This is a genomic window from Bradyrhizobium sp. SZCCHNPS1003 (genome assembly GCF_032381555.1).
GTDB lineage: Bacteria > Pseudomonadota > Alphaproteobacteria > Rhizobiales > Xanthobacteraceae > Bradyrhizobium.
In genome coordinates, this window is sequence record NZ_JAUHIU010000016.1 from 1 (window position 1) to 25116 (window position 25116).

Below are 25116 nucleotides of genomic sequence, written 5' to 3' on the forward strand. Positions count from 1 at the left end.
ACGGGAGCTGGCGCGGAGCTCTCGACATAGCGCAGCGCCAGATCCCGACGCGGATTGCAGGTGGCCGCGAACTCGGACCTGGATAAAACTTGGGGGCAAGGTCAGTCCCATGGGCAATCCGGACTTAGGCGCGAGCGGCCGCGCCGCGAAACTGACCGTGGGCCAGGAAGTATTCTCGCTGGCATTCAACTGGGACGACAGCATCCTGGACCATGTGGGCAATGCCGGAAGCCGCAGCGAATTGCCGGTCGCGGCGCTGACGGCGCTGGCCCGGAACAACGGCAGGATCGAGGGAACCAACACCGGGCCGGTCAAGGCCACGATCCGCAGCGGCGGGCTGAAGCAGCATTGGCCCGTGATCGCCGGATCATGCGGACTTCCCGAACTGCCGCGCTGACCAGAGATGCTCGCCGCTTTACTGTTCGAAATGCGCCGGATTGCCGACGACGCCGCCTTCACAGAACCGCTGGAATGATCCCCATCGCGAGGCGAGGTCGGAAAGATTGATGGCGTAACTTCGGCCCGCCAGCGTCAAGTCCAGATTGCTGGCCGCCTTGATCGCCCCCAACAACGGCGCGCCGAGTTCGGCATAGTGAATATCCGCATCCCAGTTCAGGCTGCGCGAAAGCAGCGACTTCGTCTTGTAGAGATTGCGGAAGGTCAACGGGGCCGGGGCTGATCCGCTCGCCGTATTCGCCGCGCGCGGGGCGATCATGCCCGGTTCGGTATCGCGCAATTTGACCGACGGCTGAACCAGCAACACGTAATAGTTAGATTTCATGCAAACGAATTCGAGCAGGCCGATCCCGGCCTCGACCAGGCTGTCCTGCTGTTTCGGCAACAGCGCGGGCAGGTCCTGGTACTCCTTGCTGGGCCTGTGGATCTGCCAGCCACCCGTCGTGACCTTCACCGCCTGTGCGGCAGGGGCAACGGCCGGATCGGCGCCCGCGGGCTTCCCGGTCCTGCAGGGGCCCGAGTCGGCCGGGGGCTTTTTGACGATGAAGGCATCGCCCGGCAGCAGGTCGCCACTGATCGTCACCTGACGTCCCTCGAACGGGCGGAGATCAATCGCCTGGCCGTCCGCAGTCCTCGGACCGATCTCGTAGCCATCGGTCGAGACGAAGCTTCCGTTAGCGACACAGCCGACAATGGTTTTCGGCACCGGCTTTGACGCCGCGGCCGGGGCGATACCGACGAAGCCTGCTGCTGCGAGGACGGCGAAGAATCCGACAGCGATCCCATGACATCTGGTTGACATCGCACTTCTCTCTTGAAAACCCACCCGCATGGAACACCCGTGAAATCGCGGTACGTTGATCTGGAACAAGTACGCCGCCAGCTGCGGCCTGCCTTCTCACGCCAATCCGGCTCCGCATTCGCCACAGAAGCGATCAGCCGTGCCGACAGGACGGCCGCATTGCTGGCAGAAGCGCCGCGCCGCATTTGCCTCGCTGCCTGCCGGTCCCGCCATGTTCGCCGACGCCGTTGCCCGACGCGAAGCTTGCTCGCTTTGCTTCCCGGCGGGGATGGCGCGCAGCGCGTCGGTCACAAGCGAACGGAACGCTTGAAGCAACACTGCCTCACCCACGTTCCCAACCTCGGTTGCGTACCCGGTAGGCTTCGTCGATTTCCTCCTTCCGGATGGCGATCGCTTCCTGTGATTCCAGCCAGCGCTGGTGCAGCGCCCGCACATCGGCGTCCTGTCCGGATGCCATGTCGGCGAGATCGCGGCGATCCTTCTCCGCCAGTCCGGCCCGGCTCGCCATGTCCTGCTCGTAGGTATGGCGCCCCACATAGCCCCCGACCGCATCGAGACGACTTTGAAAGGCTGGTTGCCGGCAAGAAAACTCAGAGCCGACCGCGATGACATGGCGACCGCCGAAGATCCGCTTGGACGCAGGCGAAATGCAGGACGTACCAAGTGGCGAATACCCGGCGGCGTAGCGTTGCGCCTCGTCGGGTCGCGCGAACGTCACCAGCGTTATGAAGAACGGGCGGGTGAAAGCCGATGACACGCCCTTGATGATGAGATTATGAAATGCTGATGGAACCCCGTTGCATTTGGTGGCCAGACACCCCTCGGCATGTTCCATTCAGGCCATGGATGGATTCCCTCTGTCGGCGGCAAGAGGGCTTGCCAGGCGGGGTCGGACGGTTGCTGAACGCGCAGCGCCCGAATCAGGGCATCGTGCTCGGGATCCTGCTGGGCTCGAGCCATCGATATTGTCAAAGCAAGGACGCCGAGCACAGCCGTCAGCATCAGCACGCACCGAAGCCGTGCGCAGCGCTGAAGTTGAGGTTTGGCCCGGCCTGTCATTTCAATTCGGCTCCGCACTTGCCGCAGAAGCGGTCGGCGGGAGTTGCGCGATGACCGCATTGCTTGCAGAAGCGCGGCGCTGCGGCAGCCTTCTGCGCTTGCGACGGCGCGGCGGGCTCCTTCAGCGCCAGCGCCACGGCGTCGTGCACCAGCGTCGTCGCGTCGGCGGCGCTGACGGAGCTGAGGCGCACGGCGGTTGGTGCTCCGGCTGCGCCGAGCGGTTCGATCACCCAGACGGCGGCGAAGCTGCGCAGAAATACCAGCATCGCGGAATCGAACCCGCCGGTCCGCCTGCGATCGATCGACAGCACCGCGGCGGCGAGCGGCAATTCGAGATGTGCAAAGGCGGTGACGAACGCCGGTTGCGGCGACCACAGTCCCGTTTTCCCCCGAGCGATCAACCCGCCGCGCGCCAGCACGTCGAGCCCTGCGAGCAGCCGTGCCTCCGTGACGTCGCCGGGGCCAAGAATTTGCGTCAGCATTCCCGACAGCCAGCGCGGATCGGGCAGCGTCGCGCCGTCCAGCGCGCGCAGGTAGATGCTGTCCTCGTTGATCGCGACCTGACGTGCCGGCGAGCGCGCCAGCAGGCTCTCCAGTTCCGCTTGCCGGTGCGCATCGGCCATCGCCGCCAGCGCCCACAATGCGGCGATGTCGAGTTCGCTACGGTGGTCGACAGGGGCGAGCGGCTGATCGAGGCCGAGGGTTTCAACGATCAGGGCTTCCGCCAGCGTGGCATCGACCGGGAACGCCACCGCAGCTCCGCCCTCGGCGTCCGGCGTCACCGCCGCCAGCTGTTTCGCTGCGCACGTGACCGCATAGCAGTCGAGTCGTCGTCCGCCGTCGCGGGTGACTGTGGTGACCGCGATGCGCGCGGAGGGATCGGCGAGTCCGGTGCGCACCGCCGCCGGTAATTGTGCAGCGTTTGCCGCGCGATCGAGCTGGAGCAGGTCCGGGGCGATTGTCTGAATCGTCATGCAAATCCTCCTGGGCGTGGCGGTGCGCGTTCTATTGTGTCCATTTCAGCCCCTCGAACTGGCTTGAGAGTTTCTGGCTGAAGTCGCCGAGATCGCTGAAGCCGAGGCCTTCGAGCCTGCCTTCCAGCGTGTGCAGCACCGCGGCGTCGGGATGAACCGGCAGGTTGGAGCCCTTCACCAGATCCATGGCCTGGCGCAGATTGCCGGGCAGCTCGCCGGCCGGAATGTTCTGCACGCCATAGGCCTTGCGCACGCTGTCCAGCGTATCGACGCCCTTCTGCGCCTGTGCGATCGCCTCGAACGGATCGCCGCGGCGCAGATTGCCGGTCACCTTCTCGTGGAACTGCTGCGCCAGCCCCTGCGGGTCGGCGAGTTTTACGGGCTGCGATGGCGCCGGTACCTTGCCCGAGGCGATGTCCTTCAGCTCGGCGATCCGGGTTGCGCCGGTGCCCCCGACCTCGCCGCCCGGCAGGTTGCCGCGCTGGCCGGTCCTGAGATCGGCGATCTGGTCGGAATAGTCCCGGCCGGCCTCGCGGAAGGCGCGGTCGGTCGGGGTGTGGCCGTGCTGCTCGGCCCACCATGCCTTCTGCTGCGCAGGGTCCATCCCCTTGGGGCATTTTGTCTTGTCGAAGAAGGTCAGTTCGGCGAAGGCGTCGTTGGAGTGCTGCTCCCACTTTGTCTTGGGCACCTCGACCCACTTGCCGTCGGCGTTCTGGGTCAATACCCGGAAGTCGCGGTCGGTGTTGATGGGATTGGCGGTCTTGCCCGGGGTGCGGAAGTCGTGGACGACCAGCTTCTTGTCGGCGAGTTCCGGGCTCGACTTCCGGAGCCGCTCCAGCAGCATCTGGTCGTGCGGCTTGTAGACCTCGTTGCGCAGCGTGTTGTTGAAGGCTTCCTGGGTCGACGCCGATCCGCTCTGCTTCAGCGCGCGCACCTGATGCGGGTTCTTCTGCACCTCCAGCACGTCGGTCAGCGAGGCGCGCATGCGCCCGGAGCCGTCGACATGGACGCCCTGGTCCAGCGTCGTCAAATTCTTGCGCATCTTCTCGACCAGGTCGGTGGCGACCTTGGAGCGACGGCTCGCCTGCGCCAGCAAATCGGCGCCGCTTTCGGCAGCACCGGCAATCGCGTTCTTGCCGGCGCGCCAGGCCTCGCCGGCATAACCAGCGCCGCAATGGATGGCCTTGCCGAACAGGGCGTCGGTCACCGCCGCCTTGACCCCCGCGGTCGCGATGTCGAGCACGCCGCCGCCGGCGCGGGCCGCGTCGCGCATCGCCAGCGAGCTGCCGACCGTCGAACTGGCCCAGCCTTTGGTCAGGATCGCATCGAGCGCCGCCGCCCCGCTCTGCAGCAGCGTGTCCTGCGCGGCGTCCTTGTAGGTATAGGTCGGCGTGTAGCCCGGGCGCATCTGGTTGCCGATCACGTCGGCCAGCGGCAGCAGGCCCTCGAGACCCTTGCGGTAGTCGTTGCCGGCGGGCGCCGTCAGCAGCCGGTCGCTGAGTTCGTCGAACAGGCCGGAGCGGGATTCGTCGAGCAGCGCATCGACGCCCTCGCGGTCGCGCTGCTCGCCGAGCGCGCCCAACAGCTCGTTGCGCGCCTTGAAGTAGGTGCGCATCTCCGCGCCCTCGCGCCGGGTCGCGGCGATCCTGCGCTGCAGTTCGGCGACGTCCTCGTCCGGCCGCTGCATGTCGGCGAGGTCGCTGCGATCCTTCTCGGCCAGTGCCGCCCGGCTCGCCATGTCCTGCTCAAAGGTCTTGCGCTCGACATAGCCGCCGGAGAACGAACTCCACACCTCGCCGCGTTCGTTGACGTCGCCGTCGCGCGGCAGCGGCGGCGGCACCATCGGTGTCTCGCTCACGGGCCGCACAAAACCGCCGCGCTCCGCCGAATAGATCTCGCCGCCCTCGTTGCGCGCCCCGTCGACCGGATCGAAGGTCGCCACCCCGTTCTTCTGGCTGTACTTCCAGCCCAGCGCCTCGTACTTGCGCTTCCATGCCTCGAAAGGATCCTCCGGCACTTGCCCGCGCAGCAGCTCGCGGATCGCCGCGAGCGCTTCCTCACGCCGCACGCCGGACGCACCCAGCATCAACAGCGAACCAAGCAAGGCAGTACCGCCCGCAATCCCGGCGGCGGTTGCGATCTCGGCGGGAGTCAGTTCCGGGATGACCTCGGCGACGTCTTCGGGTGGATTCGCCGGCGGGCTCGCCGGATCGGACGGGATTTGATCGCCGCCGGGCGGCAGCCCGGAGTGGCCCGCGATACGGCGTTCGACCATTCGCACATAGAAATCCGCGACTTCGAGATTTGCCTTTTCTTCCGGCTGGCCAAATCGCGCATCGCCGCGGCCAACGACTATCATCAGGACATAGAACTGCTCGAAGCAAGCCTGAACCACGAATTGATCCGGATCACCTCTGTGTGCAACCCATGCTGTCTTCGAAAGCCATCGCTTCTCCGATGGAGATGACTCGAACGCGCCCTTGAATGACTGCGAGCAAGCTTTGGCTCCGCCGTGCATCGAATAATCGGTAATATCGATATCGATATCGAGGCGCGGCAAATCGCATGCTGCATTTTTCTCCGGCCGACACCACGAGCCGCCTTGCCCTGAAGCATACGGCTTGAATACGTATCCCTTCGCCCTGCTGATGCTGAACGACTGATGCCAGCTCGGGGTCCAGGACTCTCGACGCCTTTGCGGCGGCGCATCGACGGCGCCAGCGTCCTTTGCCCACCACCACCCAGCCGGAAGATCGTTCGCGGGAACCGGAAACATATCGGCGCGAATACCGTCAGGAGCCGAATTGCTCTGGGCCAGGACAGGTGCCTCGGTCAGTAACGCGAGCACGGAGAGCGTCATCGGCACAATCAACGCGGTCGACGCCGCTATGCGGATCCGTCGGATCATCATGGCGCCCATTTCAGCCCCTCGAACTGGCTTGAGAGTTTTTGGCTGAAGTCGCCGAGATCGCTGAAGCCGAGGCCTTCGAGCTTGCCTTCCAGCGTGTGCAGCACCGCGGCGTCGGGATGAACCGGCAGGTTGGAGCCCTTCACCAGATCCATGGCCTGGCGCAGATTGCCGGGCAGCTCGCCGGCCGGAATGTTCTGCACGCCATAGGCCTTGCGCACGCTGTCCAGCGTATCGACGCCCTTCTGCGCCTGTGCGATCGCCTCGAACGGATCGCCGCGGCGCAGATTGCCGGTCACCTTCTCGTGGAACTGCTGCGCCAGCCCCTGCGGGTCGGCGAGTTTTACGGGCTGCGATGGCGCCGGTACCTTGCCCGAGGCGATGTCCTTCAGCTCGGCGATCCGGGTTGCGCCGGTGCCCCCGACCTCGCCGCCCGGCAGGTTGCCGCGCTGGCCGGTCCTGAGATCGGCGATCTGGTCGGAATAGTCCCGGCCGGCCTCGCGGAAGGCGCGGTCGGTCGGGGTGTGGCCGTGCTGCTCGGCCCACCATGCCTTCTGCTGCGCAGGGTCCATCCCCTTGGGGCATTTTGTCTTGTCGAAGAAGGTCAGTTCGGCGAAGGCGTCGTTGGAGTGCTGCTCCCACTTTGTCTTGGGCACCTCGACCCACTTGCCGTCGGCGTTCTGGGTCAATACCCGGAAGTCGCGGTCGGTGTTGATGGGATTGGCGGTCTTGCCCGGGGTGCGGAAGTCGTGGACGACCAGCTTCTTGTCGGCGAGTTCCGGGCTCGACTTCCGGAGCCGCTCCAGCAGCATCTGGTCGTGCGGCTTGTAGACCTCGTTGCGCAGCGTGTTGTTGAAGGCTTCCTGGGTCGACGCCGATCCGCTCTGCTTCAGCGCGCGCACCTGATGCGGGTTCTTCTGCACCTCCAGCACGTCGGTCAGCGAGGCGCGCATGCGCCCGGAGCCGTCGACATGGACGCCCTGGTCCAGCGTCGTCAAATTCTTGCGCATCTTCTCGACCAGGTCGGTGGCGACCTTGGAGCGACGGCTCGCCTGCGCCAGCAAATCGGCGCCGCTTTCGGCAGCACCGGCAATCGCGTTCTTGCCGGCGCGCCAGGCCTCGCCGGCATAACCAGCGCCGCAATGGATGGCCTTGCCGAACAGGGCGTCGGTCACCGCCGCCTTGACCCCCGCGGTCGCGATGTCGAGCACGCCGCCGCCGGCGCGGGCCGCGTCGCGCATCGCCAGCGAGCTGCCGACCGTCGAACTGGCCCAGCCTTTGGTCAGGATCGCATCGAGCGCCGCCGCCCCGCTCTGCAGCAGCGTGTCCTGCGCGGCGTCCTTGTAGGTATAGGTCGGCGTGTAGCCCGGGCGCATCTGGTTGCCGATCACGTCGGCCAGCGGCAGCAGGCCCTCGAGACCCTTGCGGTAGTCGTTGCCGGCGGGCGCCGTCAGCAGCCGGTCGCTGAGTTCGTCGAACAGGCCGGAGCGGGATTCGTCGAGCAGCGCATCGACGCCCTCGCGGTCGCGCTGCTCGCCGAGCGCGCCCAACAGCTCGTTGCGCGCCTTGAAGTAGGTGCGCATCTCCGCGCCCTCGCGCCGGGTCGCGGCGATCCTGCGCTGCAGTTCGGCGACGTCCTCGTCCGGCCGCTGCATGTCGGCGAGGTCGCTGCGATCCTTCTCGGCCAGTGCCGCCCGGCTCGCCATGTCCTGCTCAAAGGTCTTGCGCTCGACATAGCCGCCGGAGAACGAACTCCACACCTCGCCGCGTTCGTTGACGTCGCCGTCGCGCGGCAGCGGCGGCGGCACCATCGGTGTCTCGCTCACGGGCCGCACAAAACCGCCGCGCTCCGCCGAATAGATCTCGCCGCCCTCGTTGCGCGCCCCGTCGACCGGATCGAAGGTCGCAACTCCGTTCTTCTCGCTGTACTTCCAGCCCAGCGCCTCGTATTTGCGCTTCCATGCTTCGAACGGATCCTCCGGCACACGCCCGCGCAGCAGATCGCTGCCGGCATCGAACGCATCGCGGCGGCTGACGCCTGCAGTCTGCAGCATCAGCAGCGACGCAAGGGCAGCGAGGCCTCCGGTGATGGCGATGGCGCCGCCGGTCTCGACCGCCGACCAGATATCATCGAAGGAGATCGGCTGCTGGCTGGAGTCAGCGGATTGATTGGGATCGGTCTGCTGACCAGGCGAGGACACATCCATCCCCGGTTTTCCGGTTTTCGTCCCCTCGGATTGTATCTCCGGAGGCAGGCCAGGCCGATCGATGGTGTAGCCCAGCGAAACGAAATATCGGCGTACAGCCTCGTGCCATTGCAGGACCACGGCGAGAAGCTCGGCGTCGGTCGGCAGCGGCTCGACGATCGGAGCCTTTGGCAGCCCTGATCCCCATCGCCTGACCGGATGGCCATTGATATAGCTATCAGAGTGTATTGCACCGTCGACAATCGTATACGAAAATCTGTTATATCCATCGTTGTCGGTGGAATGCTCCTCCAGCAGGATGTCGATATTTCCCTGTTGGAAGCGCCGGCATTTGTATCTCTCGTACTGCTTGGACAACGCCACGCATTGTTCGAGTTTGTTCGCGATGAGGTTCTTGGCCCAATAATTGTAGTCAAAGATAGTAGGAAATATCGCGAAATCGATCTTAGTGTCGCTTTTCGATCGGCGCAGGCCTTCGGGATAGGGCTTGACGTAATGGGTGGGCTTGTCCCGATTGGCATCCTGCTCGAACAAGAATCCGGGCGGCGCATATTCGGGCGGGATCGGCTTGTAGCCGTAGTCCAGAGCGACGGCCGTTTCGAACTGGAATACCGCAGCGAACAGGGCCAGCAGGAGGAAACTGCGCATTGCACTCACTCGGCGAAACCGATGGTATCGAGGACATGGGTAAAGACGTGGCTGCTGGCGGCGTAGCGCGCCTGCGGCGCGCCGAAGGTGACGAAGTAGAACACCTCGCCGGCGTCGATGACGGCGATGTCCTCGCGCAGCAGATCCGGCGAATCCGAGCCCGCAAACTGCACCGAGAATACGATCGCCGACCGCAACGCGATCTGCGTGGTGCGCTCGCTGAGCAGGCGGTAGTTGTCGGCGCCTTCGGACAGCCGGTTCTTGATGATCTTGGCCTCGCTCGCCAGCGTCGCCTTGGCGCGACGACGCTCGGCGCGGAAGGTGACATGGAGGACGTCCTCGCCGTCGGCTTCTAGCCCCTGGAAGTCGATCACGTTCGGCTCGGGCATGGCCGAGTTCGCCGCGGCGGAGTACGCCCATTTCGCCGGCACTTCCGCCGATACACCGGCCTTGCCGCCATAGCCGGGAAGGCGCATGCCCATCCCGATGGAATCGAAGCGCCGCCACACGGGCTTGCCCGCATCGGGTGTCTTCGCTTCCGGCGCCTTCGCTTCGGGTTGTTTCGATGCGGCCTGCTTCGTCTCGGGCTTCGTTGCCACGGGCGATGGCGGCGAACCAGCCGCGTTCGCGGCCTTCTCGGGAATCGTGGGATCGACGCGGAAACTCTTGACCATTCGCGCGACCACCGGCTCGAACGCCGCGGCAGCCGTTTTCGGATAGGCGATTTCGAGTCGATGGATCATCGTGCCGCCCTCGCTCAGCAACACCCGGCGCACGATGGTCTCGGCCTCTTTGCTGGCCACGACCTGGTACCAGTCCGCGCCATCCTGTTTCGTGGCTTCGGCATCGCCGATGTCGAGCACGTCCTCGGCCTGCAATTCCTCGACGGAGAAATTCAAGGCATTGGCGTGACTATAGATATGAAAGCGTGCGCCGGCCTTTTCAGCCGTGAAGTTCCGCCCGGCATTGTCGGGCGGCGGCGGCTGGATCGCGAACAGGTCGGCGGGATAGTCGATCACCACGCCATAGCGGGTGTTAGTATAGCCTTCCCACCGGCTCGCCTTGATCGCCGTCGTGGCAGGACCCGCCGGCGGCGCGGCCACGGTGGCGGGCGGGGCCGCGGGCGGCACGGCCTTGGGCGGCGCCGCGGCGGTCGATGACTTCGGTGGGGACTGCGGACCGATCATGACCAGCGCCGCTGCGAGAGCCGCGCCGGCAACCACGAGCGCCGCGACAACGATGGCGCGCGACTTGCCGAAGCCCGAAACCGGCGGCGTGGTTGACGCTGCCGGAGCAGTTTGCTTCATCTCCGCGGCGGCTGCCGGCGGGTTCGAATCGGGGACGGCAGCGCCGCACTTGGTGCAGAATTTCTGGTTGGCAGGCAGCGGCGCGCCGCATTGCGTGCAGAAGGCACTCATCGTCTCTCTCCGGTGACAGAAATTGCGGCGCGGGCGCGGACATATCGCGCCAGAAGTCCCAGGCTGTTGCCGACGGCGAGTCCCATGCCGAGAAACGAAACCAGCGCCACGGCGTAGGGTGTCTGCCCGCCCGCCAGCGTCGCGGCCTGCGTCATCAGCAGGGACAACGCCCAGACCGCCAGAAACCAGATGTTGCCGCGCGCCCGTATCGCTTCGCCGTCGATGAACAGCAGGTTGGTCAGCGACCAGCCGACCCCGACCATCGCACCGGCAGCGACGGCGAGCAGAATCGCCGCGGCCGAAAGCGGCGCGCCGGCCAGCGCGAAGAATATCCAGGTGCAGAGCACGCTGACGATCGCACCGATCGCCAGCGACCAGGGCGACAGTTTTCGCGCCTTGCGGAAGGTCAGCAGCATCGTGACCACCGACAGCGCGAACAGCGCCATGCCCACGATTCCCACGACGCGAAACAGCAGCGCGCCGGACGGATCGATGACCAGAAGTACCAACGCAGCGGCCAGTACCGCGACGGCCATGAGCAGCCAGCGCAACCAACGCGAGGAAATCGACAATGACATATGCTCCTCCCACCCTGAAATGAGGAGCGAAGCTAGATCGCGGCCAGTTCGCCACCTTGCCCTAGGTCAAGGTATTGGGTCCGCGCAGGCCTGCGAACCAACCGGTTTCCCGGGCCACCCGCTGGTTCACGGCTGCCACAATTCGAAATACTTGGGATTCTCGACCGGCATGAAGTCGGTGCCCGGCCATTCCCGGAGATCGACGAGTTGCGGCGGCGCGCCGATCAAATAGCCGAGTTCGGCGATGGAGTCGCTGGCGCAGAAGCCATTGCCCCAGCCCACCCGCCAGCCGGCGTGACCCTGGCGCATCCAGAATTGCGCGACAGCGGTGGTCCGATTCTGCTCGCAGGGGCCGACGGCTTTATCCCATTCTGCCTTGCCGATCGGCACCCCGTTCGGGCGCTGCGGATGCACCACCACCCAGGCAAAGCCGGCGGCGGCGCGCAGGCTCTCGACCTTGAACTCGACCGGTTTGCCGAATGCCTTCTCGAAGGTCGGACGCAGGCCATCAAGGATCGCCTTGCGCTCCGGCGAGCCAGATGGCGGGGTTACGACGTCCTTTTGCGCAATCTTCGGCGGCGCCGGCAGCGGCGGCGGATTGACGATCAACTCCAGCTGCTCGCTGGTCCACAATTCGTCGTTCGAGCACGGCTCGAACCCGGGATCGCCTCGGTTCGCGAGCGCGGTCCACAATTTGTTGTCCGGGCTCCACTGGAAATAGATCTGCATCTCGATCGGCCGGTTGCGCCCGGGGCAGCGCTTTGCCGCCAGAGTCATCGCGTCGCCATCGACCGGCAACACCCGGAACTGCAGCAGCGCCCGGCCGAACTCGGCCCACGCCACGCGGCGGTCGACTATCTCATAACGTTCGAGATCGAAGCGCTTGTCGTTGTTCCAGCCGTAACCGCCGAGCCAGGTCTCGATCAACGCCTGCGACGACGGCTCACTTTCGCCCGACCGCTGCGGAGGCTTGTTAGGCAGCGTGATGACTTCGCGCGCCGTGCCGGCCTGTGCCAATCGCATGGTGCCCGCCGGCATCGGGGATCGATGCGTCTCACCAGCTATTCGAACGGCAGGTGCTGCTGTGGCACACGCCAAGCTGGGCAGGGCAACCGCCGCCGCAAGTCCCACCACGATTGTCGACAATTTCCAGAAGCGAATAGTTCCCTCGTGCCGCCGAGGATGACCGTCTTGCGTAGTATGATGCTAGACCAGAGAGCGCGGCCTGCCTTGATCCTGATCAACGGGCCGTGGCCCCCAGGGCTGTTGACTAAGCCGTGGGTTTATCGAGGTAACGTCAGATGCCGGAAGCTCTTGGCAGGCGCGAACTGCTTGACGATCTGGAGAAGAAGGCCGGAAGCTTGGGCCTTGCCGTCCGCGAGGACGAAGAGCAGCAGGGATGCAGCGGAGAGGTTGACTCGATTGCGGCGAAGTGGTGGTTCGGCGGTCGCAAGGTCACCTATCGGATGTCGTGTCGCCTGACGGAAGTCGATCGAACGGTTCATTTTCGCGAGGCTGCCGTCGAGCGCAGCTGGGGCATTCCACCGCCAACGCTGACGGTCGAGACCACGACCATCAGTGGCTGGAAGCGTAACCAGAATCGCACCGATGTCTCGGTCGGCGGCGGCGGTTCGCTGAACTACGGCCAGGTGCGCAACGTGCTGGAGCAGGCGACGGCTGCGGCCGGCTGGAATTTCCGTCTTGACGGCGGCCGTATGCCATAGAGAAGAAGACGCTTGTCGGTTTCGGGCGCGAGACGTCGTGCAGGATTGCGCCATTGCAACAACGCATCTGCGTTTCTGTCGATTGAATCGAAGGTTTGGCGGCGAGCAATGCTCAGGGGCAGATGGGGCGGAGGCAGCCCAACCCGGTCAAAGGCCACGGACCAGGGTTCGCTCTATTTCAGATCGTCGCGATAGCGTCGCTTCAACGTCTGTTCCCGCGAGACGGTTTCGTCCAGCAGGCAAACAAGACGAAACTGAGCGGCGCCAAAACCCAACCCCGCGTGGTTGGCGGCGAAGGATTTGCAGTCGTCGTCGCGCAGCTCGAGCCACTTCATCTGCGTCGCCTCGAACAGCTTCCTGTTCTCGTCGCGCTTTGGCTCCTCCAGCATGTCATTTGCCTGCATTGCGACGGCGATCTTGTCCACCAGGGCGGTGAGGCCGGCTTCGGATTTGTCGAGGGCGTTTTGCAGACAGTCGACCCAGGCATTGGTTTGCTTGATTTTCTGAGGGTCACAGAGCCTGCGCGAGGGCGTAGGCGGTTCCGCTGCCGCGGCCGATGAAGAACAGCCGATCAGGAGAGCGAGAAGCAATGCGGCAATGGCGAGCATGCGTTTTTCCGGTTCGTTTGGCGACGTGACCCATGAGGCGGAGAGGCGGTCATATGCTCCGATGCGGCCGTGTTTCATTCGAGCTGCTTCCAATTCTCCGCGATGAAACCACGACCATCGATCTGTACGATCTGTCCGATGATGCGCGCTTTCCGGCCAACGCATTTCCAGTCGTAGACGGTGGCGTGACCGGTCGCACTCATCGGCACGCCGATCGAGTCAGGGTTCTGTTTGCAGAATCCGTCCGCTCCCGGTGATCTGCGGCTGACGTCAGCCTTCCCGCAGATCAAGTTCGCTCCGGAATTGCAGAGCCAGACCGCGCCGTTCATGCAGCGAACCGAGGTGGCCGCCTTGACATGGGAGGCCGCCATGTCCGCCGGAACGTCGAACACCCGCCGCGCATTCGGCAGCAGGGCAGCAGGAACCGGTTGCAGGCGGTCATCGTTGCCGACCTTTCCGCAATAGGCCTGCATATCCTGTGCAGAGGCTGGCCAACAGAACATCATTGATCCGGCGACGCAGAACACGAGGAGTCCTGTGGCAATCGATCGAATTTTCGCCGTGGTTCTCATTCCAACCTCTCCCATTATGTAAGTATCCATTGCGCGGAGAATGCGTTGATCTGGAGCAAACCTGCAGGGGATTTCCTGAAAGCGGTTGTGCTTCACGCACGTCGATGGACGTCTGCTCAAGGTCGCAAGCCAAGTCCGAGGAAGGACCGCTTCTGCAGCCGTGCTGCCGGCTGTCGTGCTCTACCGCGCGAGCGGCTTAGTCCTATGGCGGGCTACCGACTTCCGTCCACCCCTAAGACCGCTTCTCAACGGACGACCCAAAAGCGGATAAAAGCAGAGGCAGGTTCTTCGGCGGGTTCCCGTTTATCCGTCGGTTAGTGGTCAGGTCCGGTTGGCGCACGGAACGGGCGGAAAGCGCCAGCCGACTCCAGTCGGCTGTCGACGCTCCAGGATTCGATTGATCTCAATTTCAGCCAGTGGCCTCATTGCCTTCCATCGCCGACGAGGAGGCGCCGGGCCCAGAATTAGCAGGGCACCGACTAACTTGTTCTGATCGAAGGGAACCGTAGGACATCTTGTATATGATCTTGGCCTTACGCGACCGTGCGTTCCTGAACCTCCGGTGCAGCGCACCTGCTGGAAACGCTCAAATTGCCAATGAAGTCCTTTTCACCGCCTTTGCGAGCGAAGATGCAAAGATCGGCATAGTCAATGATCCATCGTTGTACACGCACAACGGAATACGACGGCAGATCGGCACGTAAATGATTCCGCATTGCTCGGCCGACGATCTTGCGGCTGTACGAGTCCATGATGGTGGTCAGCCGGAGCAAGCCATGATCGGTCTCGATATAGAGACAAGGCCAGTGCTCCTTCGCTTAGCAAAACTGCCTCATTTTTCTGACTCCTTAGAGATAATGACATTCCGATAGGCGATCCTTTCGCCATCGCGTTCATCCCGTTTGAGGTGCATGAACATAAAAGGTCGCAGCGGAGATACAACGAGGAACGGAGCGCGCAAAACTACCAATCACCCTCTTCACGGCAGGAGACCTGTACCCGCGCTGTAGTCAGTGGCAGCTAGAACAGTTCGATTTGTTCCGTTGTGCGCTGCCGGATCCGCCTCGAACGCCCGCTTCCCCTTTGCAGCCCATTGCACTCGTGCCCGTTCACCTTGATCGCTTTGGAGTTTATCGGCCATCCAGAGTAAAGCGCCGAAGATCGTGGCGCGGTCGTCACCGGTCACGTCCACAATACCGGCTTTGACGATGAGGCCGCCGAGTTCGATGAGGTGCCGCGTCCGCTTGCGGCGCTTGACTTGCCAAGAGCGCATGTCATGCCGCACCCTTGCGGCCTGATGCCGGTTGCGCGCCACTCGGTTGCGCAGGAGCGCCATTCGTGTTGCGGTCAGCTGCTGGCGGATTTCGCCGCGACCGTCTTTGAAAGAACGCGGTGCCGCGCCTGGCCCATACCTCCCTCCTTCCGGCCTCCTTCGTCTCGGCCAGCTCAATTAGCGCTCCCGCGAGTTCGTCTGCGCTGAGTGTGTCTGCTCCGGTGGCGATGACCAGTTCGCCGAGCTGGCGTACCTTGCGAATTTTCAGCGCGCGCGCCTTGTCGTCGAGGGCCTCCAGGTCCGCATCAAAGTCCCTTGGTTTACGCATGCTCGTCTCCATGAGTGTTGATGGCGAAATGATAGTCGAGCACCACGCACAATGCTGTAAGGTCATCAGGACGGCCTGGGACGCGGTAGTCCCTCCCGAGATTTTTTCGAGGGAGGGCGCGCTTATACGTCGTTCCGACGTACGCTTCGCTGTGCCAGTGATCGGATCGCGATGGCGATCTATCATCTTCACGTCAAGGTCATTTGCCGCAAATCCGGCTCAAGCGCGGTGGCGTCGGCCGCCTACCGTTCGGGCTCGCGCCTGCGCGACGAGCGCTTGGACCGCAGCCAAGACTTTTCCGGAAAGCGCGGCGTGGTCCATTCCGAGGTGATGCTGCCAGAGAGCGCGCCGGAGGTGTGGAGCGATCGCGAGCAGCTCTGGAACGATGTCGAGGCGTGCGAAGTCCGGAAGGATGCCCAGCTTGCCCGCGAGGTGGAGTTTGCGCTTCCGCGCGAGCTGAGTGAGGCGCAGGGGATTGAGCTGGCCCGGGACTTCGTTCGCGGCGAGTTCGTGGGTCTGGGCATGATCGCCGACCTCAATGTGCATTGGGACAGGGCCGAGGACGGCCTGCCCAAGCCCCATGCTCATGTCATGCTGACGATGCGCGCGGTCGACGAGAAAGGCTTTGGCCAAAAGGTGCGGGACTGGAACCGCACCGAGATGGTCGAGCGCTGGCGGAGGCGCTGGGCCGAACTCGCCAATGAACGGCTGGCCGAGCTCGACATCGATGCGCGGATCGACCATCGGAGTCTGGAAGACCAGGGCATCGCGCTGGACCCGCAAAGCCAGATCGGCGCGCCGGCAAAACGGATCGAGAGTCGGGGCAGCGCAGGCGAAGGCGGTGAAGCCGAGCGGGCCGAGATGCACCGCGAGATCGCGCGGAACAACGGCGCGCGGATCATTACCGATCCCTCCCTTGGATTGGATGCCATCACCCAGCAGCAATCCACCTTCACACGCCGCGACTTGGCCAAGTTCGCGCACCGGCACAGTGACCGGCTCGACCAGTTCAACCAGGTGGTGGGCGCCATGCAAGAAGCGCCCGATCTGGTCGAACTCGGCAAGGATGCCCGCGGCGAGGATCGGTTCACCACCCGCGGAATGATCGAGGTGGAACAGCGCCTGCACCACGCTGCTGAACGAATGGCCGAACGGCAGCGCCATGCGGTTCGCGATATCGACCGCCGAGCCGCTTTGGCGCGGGCGGAAGCACGCGGCCTGGTCCTTTCGGGCGAACAGACCGAGGCACTGGCGCGTGTCACGGATGGACGCGATCTCAGCGTCGTGGTCGGTCATGCCGGGACGGGAAAGAGCGCGATGCTGGGGGTGGCACGGGAGGCGTGGAAAGCGGCAGGCTTCGAGGTCCGAGGTGTGGCGCTGTCCGGCATTGCTGCGGAAAACCTCGAAAGCGGATCGAGCATATCGTCCCGCACCATCGCCAGCCTTGAGCATGGCTGGCAACAGGGTCGAGACGGACTCACGTCCCGCGATGTGCTGGTCATCGACGAGGCCGGTATGGTCGGTACGCGCCAGCTTGAGCGCGTGCTGTCTCATGCAGCGGAGGCTGGCGCCAAGGTGGTGCTGGTCGGCGATCCGCAGCAGCTGCAAGCCATCGAAGCCGGTGCGGCGTTCCGCTCTATCCACGAGCGTCACGGCGGCGCGGAACTCGGTGAAGTGCGCCGTCAGCGCCAGGACTGGCAGCGCGATGCCACGCGCGATCTAGCGACCGGCAAAGTGGGGGAAGCGTTCGGAGCTTACCGCTCCCACGGGATGGTGCATGAGGTCCAGACACGCGAGCAGGCGCGCGACGATCTGATCGCGCGCTGGGACCGCGACCGGCAGGCGTCACCGGACCGGAGTCGGATCATTCTTACGCACACGAATGACGAGGTGCGAGCGCTGAACGAGGCAGCGCGCGAGCGAATGCGGGCCGCCGGCGATCTCGGCGCCGAGGTGCGTGTGACGGTCGAGCGCGGCGAGCGCAAGTTCGCCGGCGGAGATCGCGTCATGTTCCTGCAGAACGAGCGCGGCCTTGGCGTTAAGAACGGCACACTCGGGACTATCAAGCAGGTAAGCGCGCAGTCCCTGACCGCCCAGACCGACGATGGCCGATCCGTTCGCTTTGAACTGAAGGATTACAACCGGATCGACTATGGCTATGCGGCGACGATCCACAAGGCGCAGGGCATGACGGTGAACCGAGTCCATGTGCTGGCGACACCGGGCATGGACGCCCACAGCAGCTATGTCGCGCTGTCGCGGCACCGCGAGAGCGTTGATCTGCATTATGGCCGAGACGATTTTGCCAATGACGATCGGCTGGTCCGCGCCCTATCGCGCGATCGCGCCAAGGACATGGCCTCGGATTACGATCCTGCCAATACGGTCCGAAGCTATGCCGCGCGGCGCGGGATCACATTCCGCGAGCGCGTGGTCGAGATTGTGCGCAAGATTGTGCCGGAGAAGCTGCGCGAGATGTTGGACGACCTGCGCTCGCCTACGGAGGTGCCCGGGCACGATCGCGAGCTGTGGCCACAGCGACAAGCGCCAGAAAGGGAAAGGAACGTTGCGTCCGCAGAGCGCCGCGGCATCGAAGCGCGGGCAACGGAGCTCGCGGAAGGACCGGAAGCGGAAGCGCGCCGTGTGCGGACCCGGGCGCTGGTGCGCCATGCCCGCGCCGTGAATGCAATCTTCGCGACGCAGGAGGTGGGCGGCGGGGCAAGCCCCGAGCAGTTAAAAGAACTACAGACGGCCCGCCAAGCTTTCGAGAAGGTCCGGCCCTATGGCTCGCACGACGCCGAAGCCGCGTACAAGCAGAACCCAGAACTGGCCCGTGAGGCGGCGGGGGGCCAGGTGGGCCGCGCGGTACGCGCGCTCCAAATCGAGACCGAACTGCGCATCGATCCGAGCCGCCGCGCCGACCGCTTTGTGGAGCGTTGGCAGAAGCTCGAGCAGACTAGTCAGCGCTTATATCAGGTTGGCGACATGACCGGCTACAAGGCCACCCGCGTGGCAATGGGCGATATGGTCAAGAGCCTCGAACGCGATCCGCAGCTGGAATCTATCATCGCCAGCCGCAAGAAAGATCTTGGCATTGCCTTCGAGGGCGGCCGCCGGCTCAGCCAAGAACTGGCCCTCGCCCACGGTATCGACCTCGGCAGAGGCCGCGGAATCGAAATCTAATCCATCCCGTTTGCCGCCGGACCTACGCCAAAGTTCGCGATGTGCGAGATCCTCTTGTCTGTCCACAAATGTTTGGCCTGTCTGGTCTCAGAAGCCGTCAGCAGGAGGCAGCGTGACCATGGGCGAACCAAACCGTATCATCCGTCTAAAAACGGTCCTCGCCAGGACCGGACTGTCCCGGTCCACCATCTACCGCAAAATCGCCGAGGGCACGTTTCCGGCCCAGCTCAAAATCAGCACCAATGGCTCGGGCTGGCATGAATCCGACATTAGCCGCTGGATTGCCGATCCAATTGGATGGCATCCGAAGGGCGAGTTCGAGTAAATCCGGTGAGGTGGGAGGGCTGTCCTCTTACCGGGAGCAGTCACCGAGGCCGGTAGCAGACCGCAGACGCCGTCTGCTACTCGCTTCGCAGCTTCGGCCTTGACCGCCCCCATCGACCCAGTCGGGGCGCTCCAAGCAGACAATGCCGCTTTACGGGCGCTGTCGCGTTCCATCACGGCACGGAAGCGACGGCGCGATGTGTCGGTACTATCCCTTGTGTTTCGGCGAGTTGGGGCTGTGCCAAGAACAAACGTCGAAGCTGCTCGTAGCGCATTCTCCCTGCTCCCGTTGCTGGAGACGCTGACCTAGTCGTTATCCGACCGCTTCTCCTGGCACCTTGTATAGCCGGGATCACCCAATAACCGGCTCCGGACTTTTTCCTTTGCTATTTGCCCTCCTGGGCGGGACGCTCCACTATACCGCTCTGGCGATGTTCGGCTAGTGTTTACCCGCTTAAGGCGAGTGAAGGGACCATCCATCTTGATCGATGTTGAACGCACAGCGACCGAACGGGTAACTCGTGAGATTGTCCGCTTTCTGGAATCTTCCAAGCCCGAGGTGCTTGCTCTCCGGGGCGCATGGGGCGTCGGCAAGACTTATCTTTGGAACAAGCTTCTTAAGGAGACCAAGGCTACGATCCGACTCAGGAAGTACGCCTATGTCTCCCTCTTCGGCCTGCAAAATCTCAACGAGCTAAAATACTCAATCTACGAGAACACCATCGATACCAAGGACGTCGGCATCGAGCCTTCACTAAAGACACTGCAGACCAATACCGACTTCGTTGTGAAGTCATTTGGTACGCAACTCATATCTGTCATATCTCGCTTTAAGGGTGCTTCGGCCACGCTAGAAGCGATCTCATTCCTTGCTGTCAGAGACCGCATCGTCTGCATTGACGATCTGGAGCGCCGCGGTTCCAACCTCAGGATCATCGATGTACTTGGCCTTGTCTCCTACCTGACAGAACGTCGAGGATGTAAAATCGTTATTATCCTCAACGATCAGGCTCTGACCGACCCTGACACTAAGGACCTTGCCCGCTATCAGGAGAAGGTCATCGACCTCTCACTCCTATTTGCCCCAACCGAGGAGGAGAGCGTCAAAATTGCGCTTGCCATAGACGCGCCCACAACACTCCTACTCTCGGAACGGTGCATTTCACTTGGCGTCTCGAATATCCGCGTTATCAAGAAGATTGAGCGGCTTTTTGCTGACCTGCTGCCGTTACTCAGCGGCTATCACGAAAAGGTCGCGGAACAGGCCGCCTCTACCCTCACACTGTTCGGCTGGGCGCACTTCTCGAAGACTGCGGAGGACGACAACGCCTTCATCGACTTCATCTTGGCTAGGAGTGACGACCCGTTCGCCGGCGTTTATGACGATGCCGACGAGCAGCCGGAACGGCATAAATGGGATACACTTCTCGATAACTACGGCTATGCCTCAACTGACGCTTTCGATCTTGCCTTGTTCGACGGCGTTAAACGCGGTTTTTTCGACGAAGCCCAAATCAAGCGAAATGCTGACGAGATGAATGAGCGTTTGAAGCAGATGGACTCGACAAAGTCCTTCGCCGACGCTTGGGCCCTATTTCACGATTCATTCAAAGATAATGCTCGCGAGATCGTACGCGCCTTGGTCACCGCAATGCAGTTTCACGCACAATTCGTGACCCCATCGGAGCTGAACGGCGCCGTCAGCTTGCTGAAAACTCTTGGCCGTGAGCGCGCTGCCCAATACGTACTGAAGCTTTTCATGAAACGAAGGCAGGATGAGGATTACGCCTTTTACGACCTTGCGTCCCATCCTTTTACCCAGAACATCCAGGACCCGGATGTAATTTATGCCTTTGCAGAGAAGCTCAAGACGTTTCGTGACGAGCGTTCTCCAGAGGACATCCTCCACAGCATCGGCTCAAACCACGGTTGGAGCCAGGCAGACACCAAGTTGCTGGCGGTCCTGTCGGTCGATGACTATTATGCCATGTTCAAAAACCTTGAAGGTGAGCGACTTCGCCGAGTCATTAGCGCGGCATTGGGATTTCAAGCTATTCGAGAACAGGACGCTACATATGGGGCCATAGCTGATACCGCTAAGGCAGCGCTTATCCTGATCGGAAAGGAAAGCCCGCTCAATGCTCGCCGCCTCCTAAAGTTCCACATCACTGCCGATGACCTCGCCTGACGCGACGACGAACTTGCCGATTGGGACAAACATGTCTGCAAGCATTTTCCTCTTGCCGGCGAGCTCTCGAATCTCTGACGCGCTGAAATCGAAGATTGCCTGCACCTGATCACCGACCCCGCAGGTCGGCAGCACAACGGCGGCATGATAGATGATGGCGTGCTGGCGCAACGAGCAGTCCTGATATTCGTCGTGATGTGAATAGCTGGCTGCGATGACGTCATTGACGTGGAACGACTTCAGCAAGGTCGCCGCAGCAGTTCTTATAGCTGGATAATTCGGCCGTTCCCGTTCGATGATGCGGGGATCATGTCCGGAGCGCAGGGGAAAGGTGGATATCAGGCGAATAGTCCACCCATCGATGGTGGAGAGGCGGTAGCGCTACGGCTTAACTTCGCCTTTTCAAGCCTGCTCCTCAGCTGCCACACCGGACCTGGTGTGCGTCAAAACAAGGACAGGCTTGCTGTACCCGTGTTCCCCTAGCGTATCGACGCGCCGGACTTAACACTTGGGTGCTCAGCGGGAAACCGCGGAATGCAGAACTGCTCAAATTGGGGGGAAACTTCTCAAATGGCAATCCCGAGCCAAGCTCACCTGCCAAGGGAGAGAGGGTGTAGAGACGGACGGCAGCACCTACCGCGCTCACGCGCTAGGTGAAGGATTAATCCAGACCACAAACGCCTCAGTGCGGCGGTGAAAACCGGAGTGGTGTGAAAATTTGTAGGGCCGCAAGGCCTGTGCCGGCTCGATTCCGGTTGCCCGCACCAAATATTCCCTCGATCCACTTTTACGATTATAATAAGACCGAAACAACTTGATGGATACGCCCAATGTCCGACTTTCGCTTCGACGATACCAAAACGTTCACGGACAATTTTGAAGCGTTTCTGCAAGAGGTCGAGCGCGGCGACGCAGAGATGGGAAAAATCCTGCGGGACAATGCCGCATTGCTCATAAGCATAATGGTCGACGGCGAGCGAGACACCAAGAACCGCGTAGCTTTCAATACTTCCGTTCTCAAGGCACTCGACGCGCTGGCCGCCGGGTCCCAGAGTCATGGTGGCACGCGATGACACGTTACTTCATCACGAAACTCAAAGTCGAAGGGTTTCGCGGAATTAATAACGAAGCCGATCCGCTAAGCCTGAAATTCAAGCCAGACGCGGTCAACTCGATCTTTGCCGTGAACGGCATTGGCAAGAGCTCGCTATTCGACGCCCTCTCCTATGCTCTCCACGGGGACGTTCCGAAACTTGAAACAATTCAAGCGCAAGAAAGGCCTCAAGACTATTACGCCAACCGATTTCATTCAACCGGCAAAGCAACAATAGAACTTGAACTTCAGCCAGACGACGGCGGAAAGCCAATCGGGATTACGGTTTCAAGGAGCAAGACTGGTGTCCGATCCGTATCCAGCTCGACAGGACATGCGGCCCCCGCCACTTTTCTGGCTTCTCTTAAGGAGCAATTTGCACTCCTCGACTACCAAACCTTTGCACGCTTCATTGAAGAATCGCCTCTTAAAAGAGGACGGACGTTCTCTGCTCTCCTTGGCCTCTCAGCATATTCGGGCACCCGTCAAGCGCTGCAGGCAGCGAGCGAGACCCGTACGCTGAACAGCGACCTCGATATCAAGGTTCTCACTACCTCGATAGAGTCCGCACAACGAGAAGCAAGGCAGTCGCAAGCGACAATCATATCAAGTTACGAAAAGATCGTCGGCAAAGCATTGACGGATATTGGTCGCCTCGACGACGCCGCAGCAGACGTCGCGCAAGCTTTTGCCAGCGTCGAACTGCTCAAAACGATGCTGGCCGGAAAACGTCTCGACGAGATCGATTTCGAGAGCCTGAAATCCACCATCCGCGCTGCGGAAGGCGGCGAAAAGCATCAGGACCTTGCCAACACCGTTTCGAAGATAAGCAAGCTTGAAGCGCTTCTTGCCCCCAGCCACGCCTCAATTGTCGCCGATCAAGCGGCACTCAAACGGAAAGTCGCAGAGCGGGACACCCTGCTTTCCTCGACGCGAGGCGAGTTATTCAAAGGCCTCTACGACGCAGCCTCCTTGCTTATTGCGGGCGGCGAATGGTCCGAGGAAATGCAATGCCCGTTGTGTGAAAGCACCTTGGACCATTCCATAAGGGAACACGTTGAAAATCAGGAAGCTCAGTACGCTTCCGCCTCTGCGAAAATCAACGAACTCGGCGAATACTGGGACCGCTCAGCTTGGCGCGCATCTGTCTCCGCTATCGAATCTTCAGATGCGATTGGCGTCCCACTACCAGAAAGACGGTACTCGGAACTTGATGCGACCTTTAGCGAAGGTGAATTCACAGAGTTACAGTTGGAGCACGCCGTTGACTGGTCGACCAAGCTTATACAGCGCGCTCGGGAGGAGCTTCGAGTCGCAAATGCGAAACGGGACGAAATTCAAAAAGAGCTACCTGACTCCCTCGTTCAGCTCACCGAGCAGGTCGAACACGGACGGTCCTTCAGGGACGCGCTGAACCGATACCGGCAGAAGCAGGGCCAAGAAGCGGATCTTCAAGTCAAGCTCGAGATCCGGGAGAGATGGAAGTCCTGCATTACAGGTGCGAGCGCCATCTTCTCAGACGCCGAAGCGGCACTTTCGGCAACGAAGGTTGCGGAAATCGAAGACCAATACAAAGAGATGTTCGCGTTCATAATGAGCGTTGACGACGTCATCCCCAAGCTTCAGCGGGAAGCCGGCAGTGAAGACCTTCACGTCCAGCTTGCTGACTTTCACGGCCAACACAAGCTGTCGGCGCGAGCGCTACTGTCGGAAAGCTTCCGTAACGCGCTCGCGCTCTCAGTTTTCCTGGCAGCAGCGATGAAGCATGTCGGCGCGCCGCGCTTTGTCGTGCTCGACGACGTGACTTCAAGTTTCGACTCCGGTCACCAATATATGCTGATGGAACTCATACGAACGAAGCTTCAGCACCCCGTTAATCCGGACGGTCTCCAATTCATCGTCCTGAGCCATGATGGTCTTCTTGAGAAGTACTTTGACCGGTTGGGCGGAACGACCGACTGGCACCACAACAAGCTTCAGGGCTCTCCCCCCATGGGAGCCGTGATTTCGCACGGCGCCGACCGGCTCAAGGGGACCATCGACAAGCTTCTAAGAGCTGGCCAGACGACGCAGGCGGAGCCGCTAATCCGTCAATATCTCGAATTCAGCCTTCAGGCGATCATTCGAAAAGTGAACATCCCCGTTCCAATCGACTTCGCGATCAAAGATACGAGCAAAATGACGCAGAACTGCCTCGATGCCATCACCGATGCAATAAATCTGCATAAAGCGGCGAACAGCCTCGTGCTCGACTCCAAACAAGTGACGGACTTAGAGATGGTTCACGTGCCTGCTATACTCGGAAATTGGGTTAGCCATTACGCGACCGGCTCAACTGCCAGCTTCACGGCCCCCTTACTCCAGAGGATCATAAGGACAATCGACGATCTCGCTGAATGCTTCCAGTATGACGATACGTCGTCCGGGACCGTGCAGCGTAAGTGGTATAGATCTCTTTCACGGCGCTAGACGTCGTCCGGCAGCAAACAAGCAATTGAGAGCCGTTGGTTGACCTCGCCGCCCTCGGACAAGGGAGCGCATCTAAGAACCGAGGCGCAGAGCCGCGTAGCTGGTCCGGACCGCTAAACCACACGAGCCTACCCGCCGGGTGTTTTGCGCGCATCTTAATGTAAGCCGGGCGATCTTGCGGGACTATGCGGCCCAGAGAAGAGAGCACAATTGACGACCTGTTCCCTCCACGTAAGGACACGCTCCTCCTCCGCGCATTTGTTCGGCCTGCCCTGGAAGAAGATCGAAGGCCAAGGCAACGACA

21 protein-coding genes are annotated in these 25116 nt (G+C 62.1%); 7 read left to right on the plus strand and 14 right to left on the minus strand.

Annotated features, from left to right (window positions below; genetic code table 11):
- Nucleotides 1-109 precede the first annotated feature (109 nt).
- Nucleotides 110-397, plus strand: coding sequence for a hypothetical protein (locus QX126_RS24650; RefSeq protein WP_315784252.1), 288 nt, complete (start codon nt 110-112; stop codon nt 395-397).
- 18 nt (nt 398-415) lie between these two features.
- On the opposite strand, the gene QX126_RS24655 is transcribed toward QX126_RS24650, so the two are convergent.
- The 8 genes from QX126_RS24655 to QX126_RS24690 form a co-directional block, all read right to left on the minus strand.
- Nucleotides 416-1258: a hypothetical protein gene (locus tag QX126_RS24655; protein WP_315784254.1), complete on the minus strand. Its 843-nt coding sequence runs from the start codon at nt 1256-1258 to the stop codon at nt 416-418.
- A gap of 322 nt (nt 1259-1580) precedes the next feature.
- Nucleotides 1581-2093 carry a hypothetical protein gene (locus tag QX126_RS24660; RefSeq protein WP_315784256.1) on the minus strand — a complete coding sequence of 171 codons (513 nt, stop codon included), beginning with the start codon at nt 2091-2093 and terminating at the stop codon, nt 1581-1583.
- 220 nt (nt 2094-2313) lie between these two features.
- Nucleotides 2314-3069: a zinc ribbon domain-containing protein gene (locus QX126_RS24665; protein WP_315784257.1), complete on the minus strand. Its 756-nt coding sequence runs from the start codon at nt 3067-3069 to the stop codon at nt 2314-2316.
- A 253-nt stretch (nt 3070-3322) separates the two neighbouring features.
- Complete coding sequence (locus tag QX126_RS24670) at nt 3323-5686, minus strand: hypothetical protein (RefSeq protein WP_315784259.1); 2364 nt, start codon at nt 5684-5686, stop codon at nt 3323-3325.
- Nucleotides 5687-6198: 512 nt separating this feature from the next.
- The gene (locus tag QX126_RS24675; RefSeq protein ID WP_315784261.1) at nt 6199-9054 is read right to left on the minus strand and encodes a hypothetical protein; all 2856 of its coding nucleotides are present in this window, start codon (nt 9052-9054) and stop codon (nt 6199-6201) included.
- Between the two features lie 5 nt (nt 9055-9059).
- Entirely contained in the window at nt 9060-10472 is a 1413-nt protein-coding gene (locus tag QX126_RS24680; RefSeq protein ID WP_315784263.1) for a zinc ribbon domain-containing protein, read from the minus strand.
- Nucleotides 10469-11050, minus strand: a complete 582-nt coding sequence (locus QX126_RS24685; RefSeq protein ID WP_315784265.1) for a hypothetical protein — start codon at nt 11048-11050, stop codon at nt 10469-10471. Before QX126_RS24685 ends, QX126_RS24680 begins: the two co-directional genes overlap by 4 nt.
- A gap of 126 nt (nt 11051-11176) precedes the next feature.
- Entirely contained in the window at nt 11177-12073 is an 897-nt protein-coding gene (locus tag QX126_RS24690) for a hypothetical protein (protein WP_315784267.1), read from the minus strand.
- Between the two features lie 278 nt (nt 12074-12351).
- Here QX126_RS24690 and QX126_RS24695 point away from each other — a divergent pair, with 278 nt between their 5' ends.
- Entirely contained in the window at nt 12352-12774 is a 423-nt protein-coding gene (locus QX126_RS24695; protein WP_315784268.1) for a hypothetical protein, read from the plus strand.
- A 173-nt stretch (nt 12775-12947) separates the two neighbouring features.
- On the opposite strand, the gene QX126_RS24700 is transcribed toward QX126_RS24695, so the two are convergent.
- The 5 genes from QX126_RS24700 to QX126_RS24720 all read right to left on the minus strand — a co-directional run bounded on the left by QX126_RS24700 (nt 12948) and on the right by QX126_RS24720 (nt 15555).
- Nucleotides 12948-13460, minus strand: a complete 513-nt coding sequence (locus QX126_RS24700) for a lysozyme inhibitor LprI family protein (protein WP_315784271.1) — start codon at nt 13458-13460, stop codon at nt 12948-12950.
- Nucleotides 13457-13954: a hypothetical protein gene (locus QX126_RS24705; protein WP_315784272.1), complete on the minus strand. Its 498-nt coding sequence runs from the start codon at nt 13952-13954 to the stop codon at nt 13457-13459. The genes QX126_RS24700 and QX126_RS24705 overlap by 4 nt, the downstream gene beginning before the upstream one ends.
- A 533-nt stretch (nt 13955-14487) precedes the next feature.
- Nucleotides 14488-14727: a hypothetical protein gene (locus QX126_RS24710; RefSeq protein WP_315784274.1), complete on the minus strand. Its 240-nt coding sequence runs from the start codon at nt 14725-14727 to the stop codon at nt 14488-14490.
- 206 nt (nt 14728-14933) lie between these two features.
- Complete coding sequence (locus QX126_RS24715; RefSeq protein WP_315784276.1) at nt 14934-15227, minus strand: conjugal transfer protein TraD; 294 nt, start codon at nt 15225-15227, stop codon at nt 14934-14936.
- 1 nt (nt 15228) lies between these two features.
- Complete coding sequence (locus tag QX126_RS24720; RefSeq protein WP_315784278.1) at nt 15229-15555, minus strand: conjugal transfer protein TraD; 327 nt, start codon at nt 15553-15555, stop codon at nt 15229-15231.
- A 171-nt stretch (nt 15556-15726) separates the two neighbouring features.
- Between QX126_RS24720 and traA the strand changes: the two genes are divergently transcribed.
- From traA to QX126_RS24735, 3 genes are all read left to right on the plus strand, one after another.
- Entirely contained in the window at nt 15727-18738 is a 3012-nt protein-coding gene (traA, locus tag QX126_RS24725; RefSeq protein WP_315784280.1) for a Ti-type conjugative transfer relaxase TraA, read from the plus strand.
- Between the two features lie 118 nt (nt 18739-18856).
- Nucleotides 18857-19063, plus strand: a complete 207-nt coding sequence (locus QX126_RS24730) for a helix-turn-helix transcriptional regulator (RefSeq protein WP_315784437.1) — start codon at nt 18857-18859, stop codon at nt 19061-19063.
- Between the two features lie 480 nt (nt 19064-19543).
- On the plus strand, nt 19544-21250 hold the full coding sequence (locus tag QX126_RS24735) for a P-loop NTPase fold protein (protein WP_315784282.1): 1707 nt from the start codon (nt 19544-19546) through the stop codon (nt 21248-21250).
- On the opposite strand, the gene QX126_RS24740 is transcribed toward QX126_RS24735, so the two are convergent.
- Nucleotides 21215-21496, minus strand: a complete 282-nt coding sequence (locus tag QX126_RS24740) for a UvrD-helicase domain-containing protein (RefSeq protein WP_315784284.1) — start codon at nt 21494-21496, stop codon at nt 21215-21217. The two genes, QX126_RS24735 and QX126_RS24740, sit on opposite strands and share 36 nt — an antisense overlap.
- 584 nt (nt 21497-22080) lie before the next feature.
- Here QX126_RS24740 and QX126_RS24745 point away from each other — a divergent pair.
- Together QX126_RS24745 and QX126_RS24750 are read left to right on the plus strand one after the other, a co-directional pair.
- Nucleotides 22081-22323: a hypothetical protein gene (locus QX126_RS24745; protein ID WP_315784285.1), complete on the plus strand. Its 243-nt coding sequence runs from the start codon at nt 22081-22083 to the stop codon at nt 22321-22323.
- Nucleotides 22320-24812 carry an AAA family ATPase gene (locus tag QX126_RS24750; protein WP_315784287.1) on the plus strand — a complete coding sequence of 831 codons (2493 nt, stop codon included), beginning with the start codon at nt 22320-22322 and terminating at the stop codon, nt 24810-24812. The genes QX126_RS24745 and QX126_RS24750 overlap by 4 nt, the downstream gene beginning before the upstream one ends.
- The last annotated feature ends 304 nt before the right edge of the window (nt 24813-25116 follow it).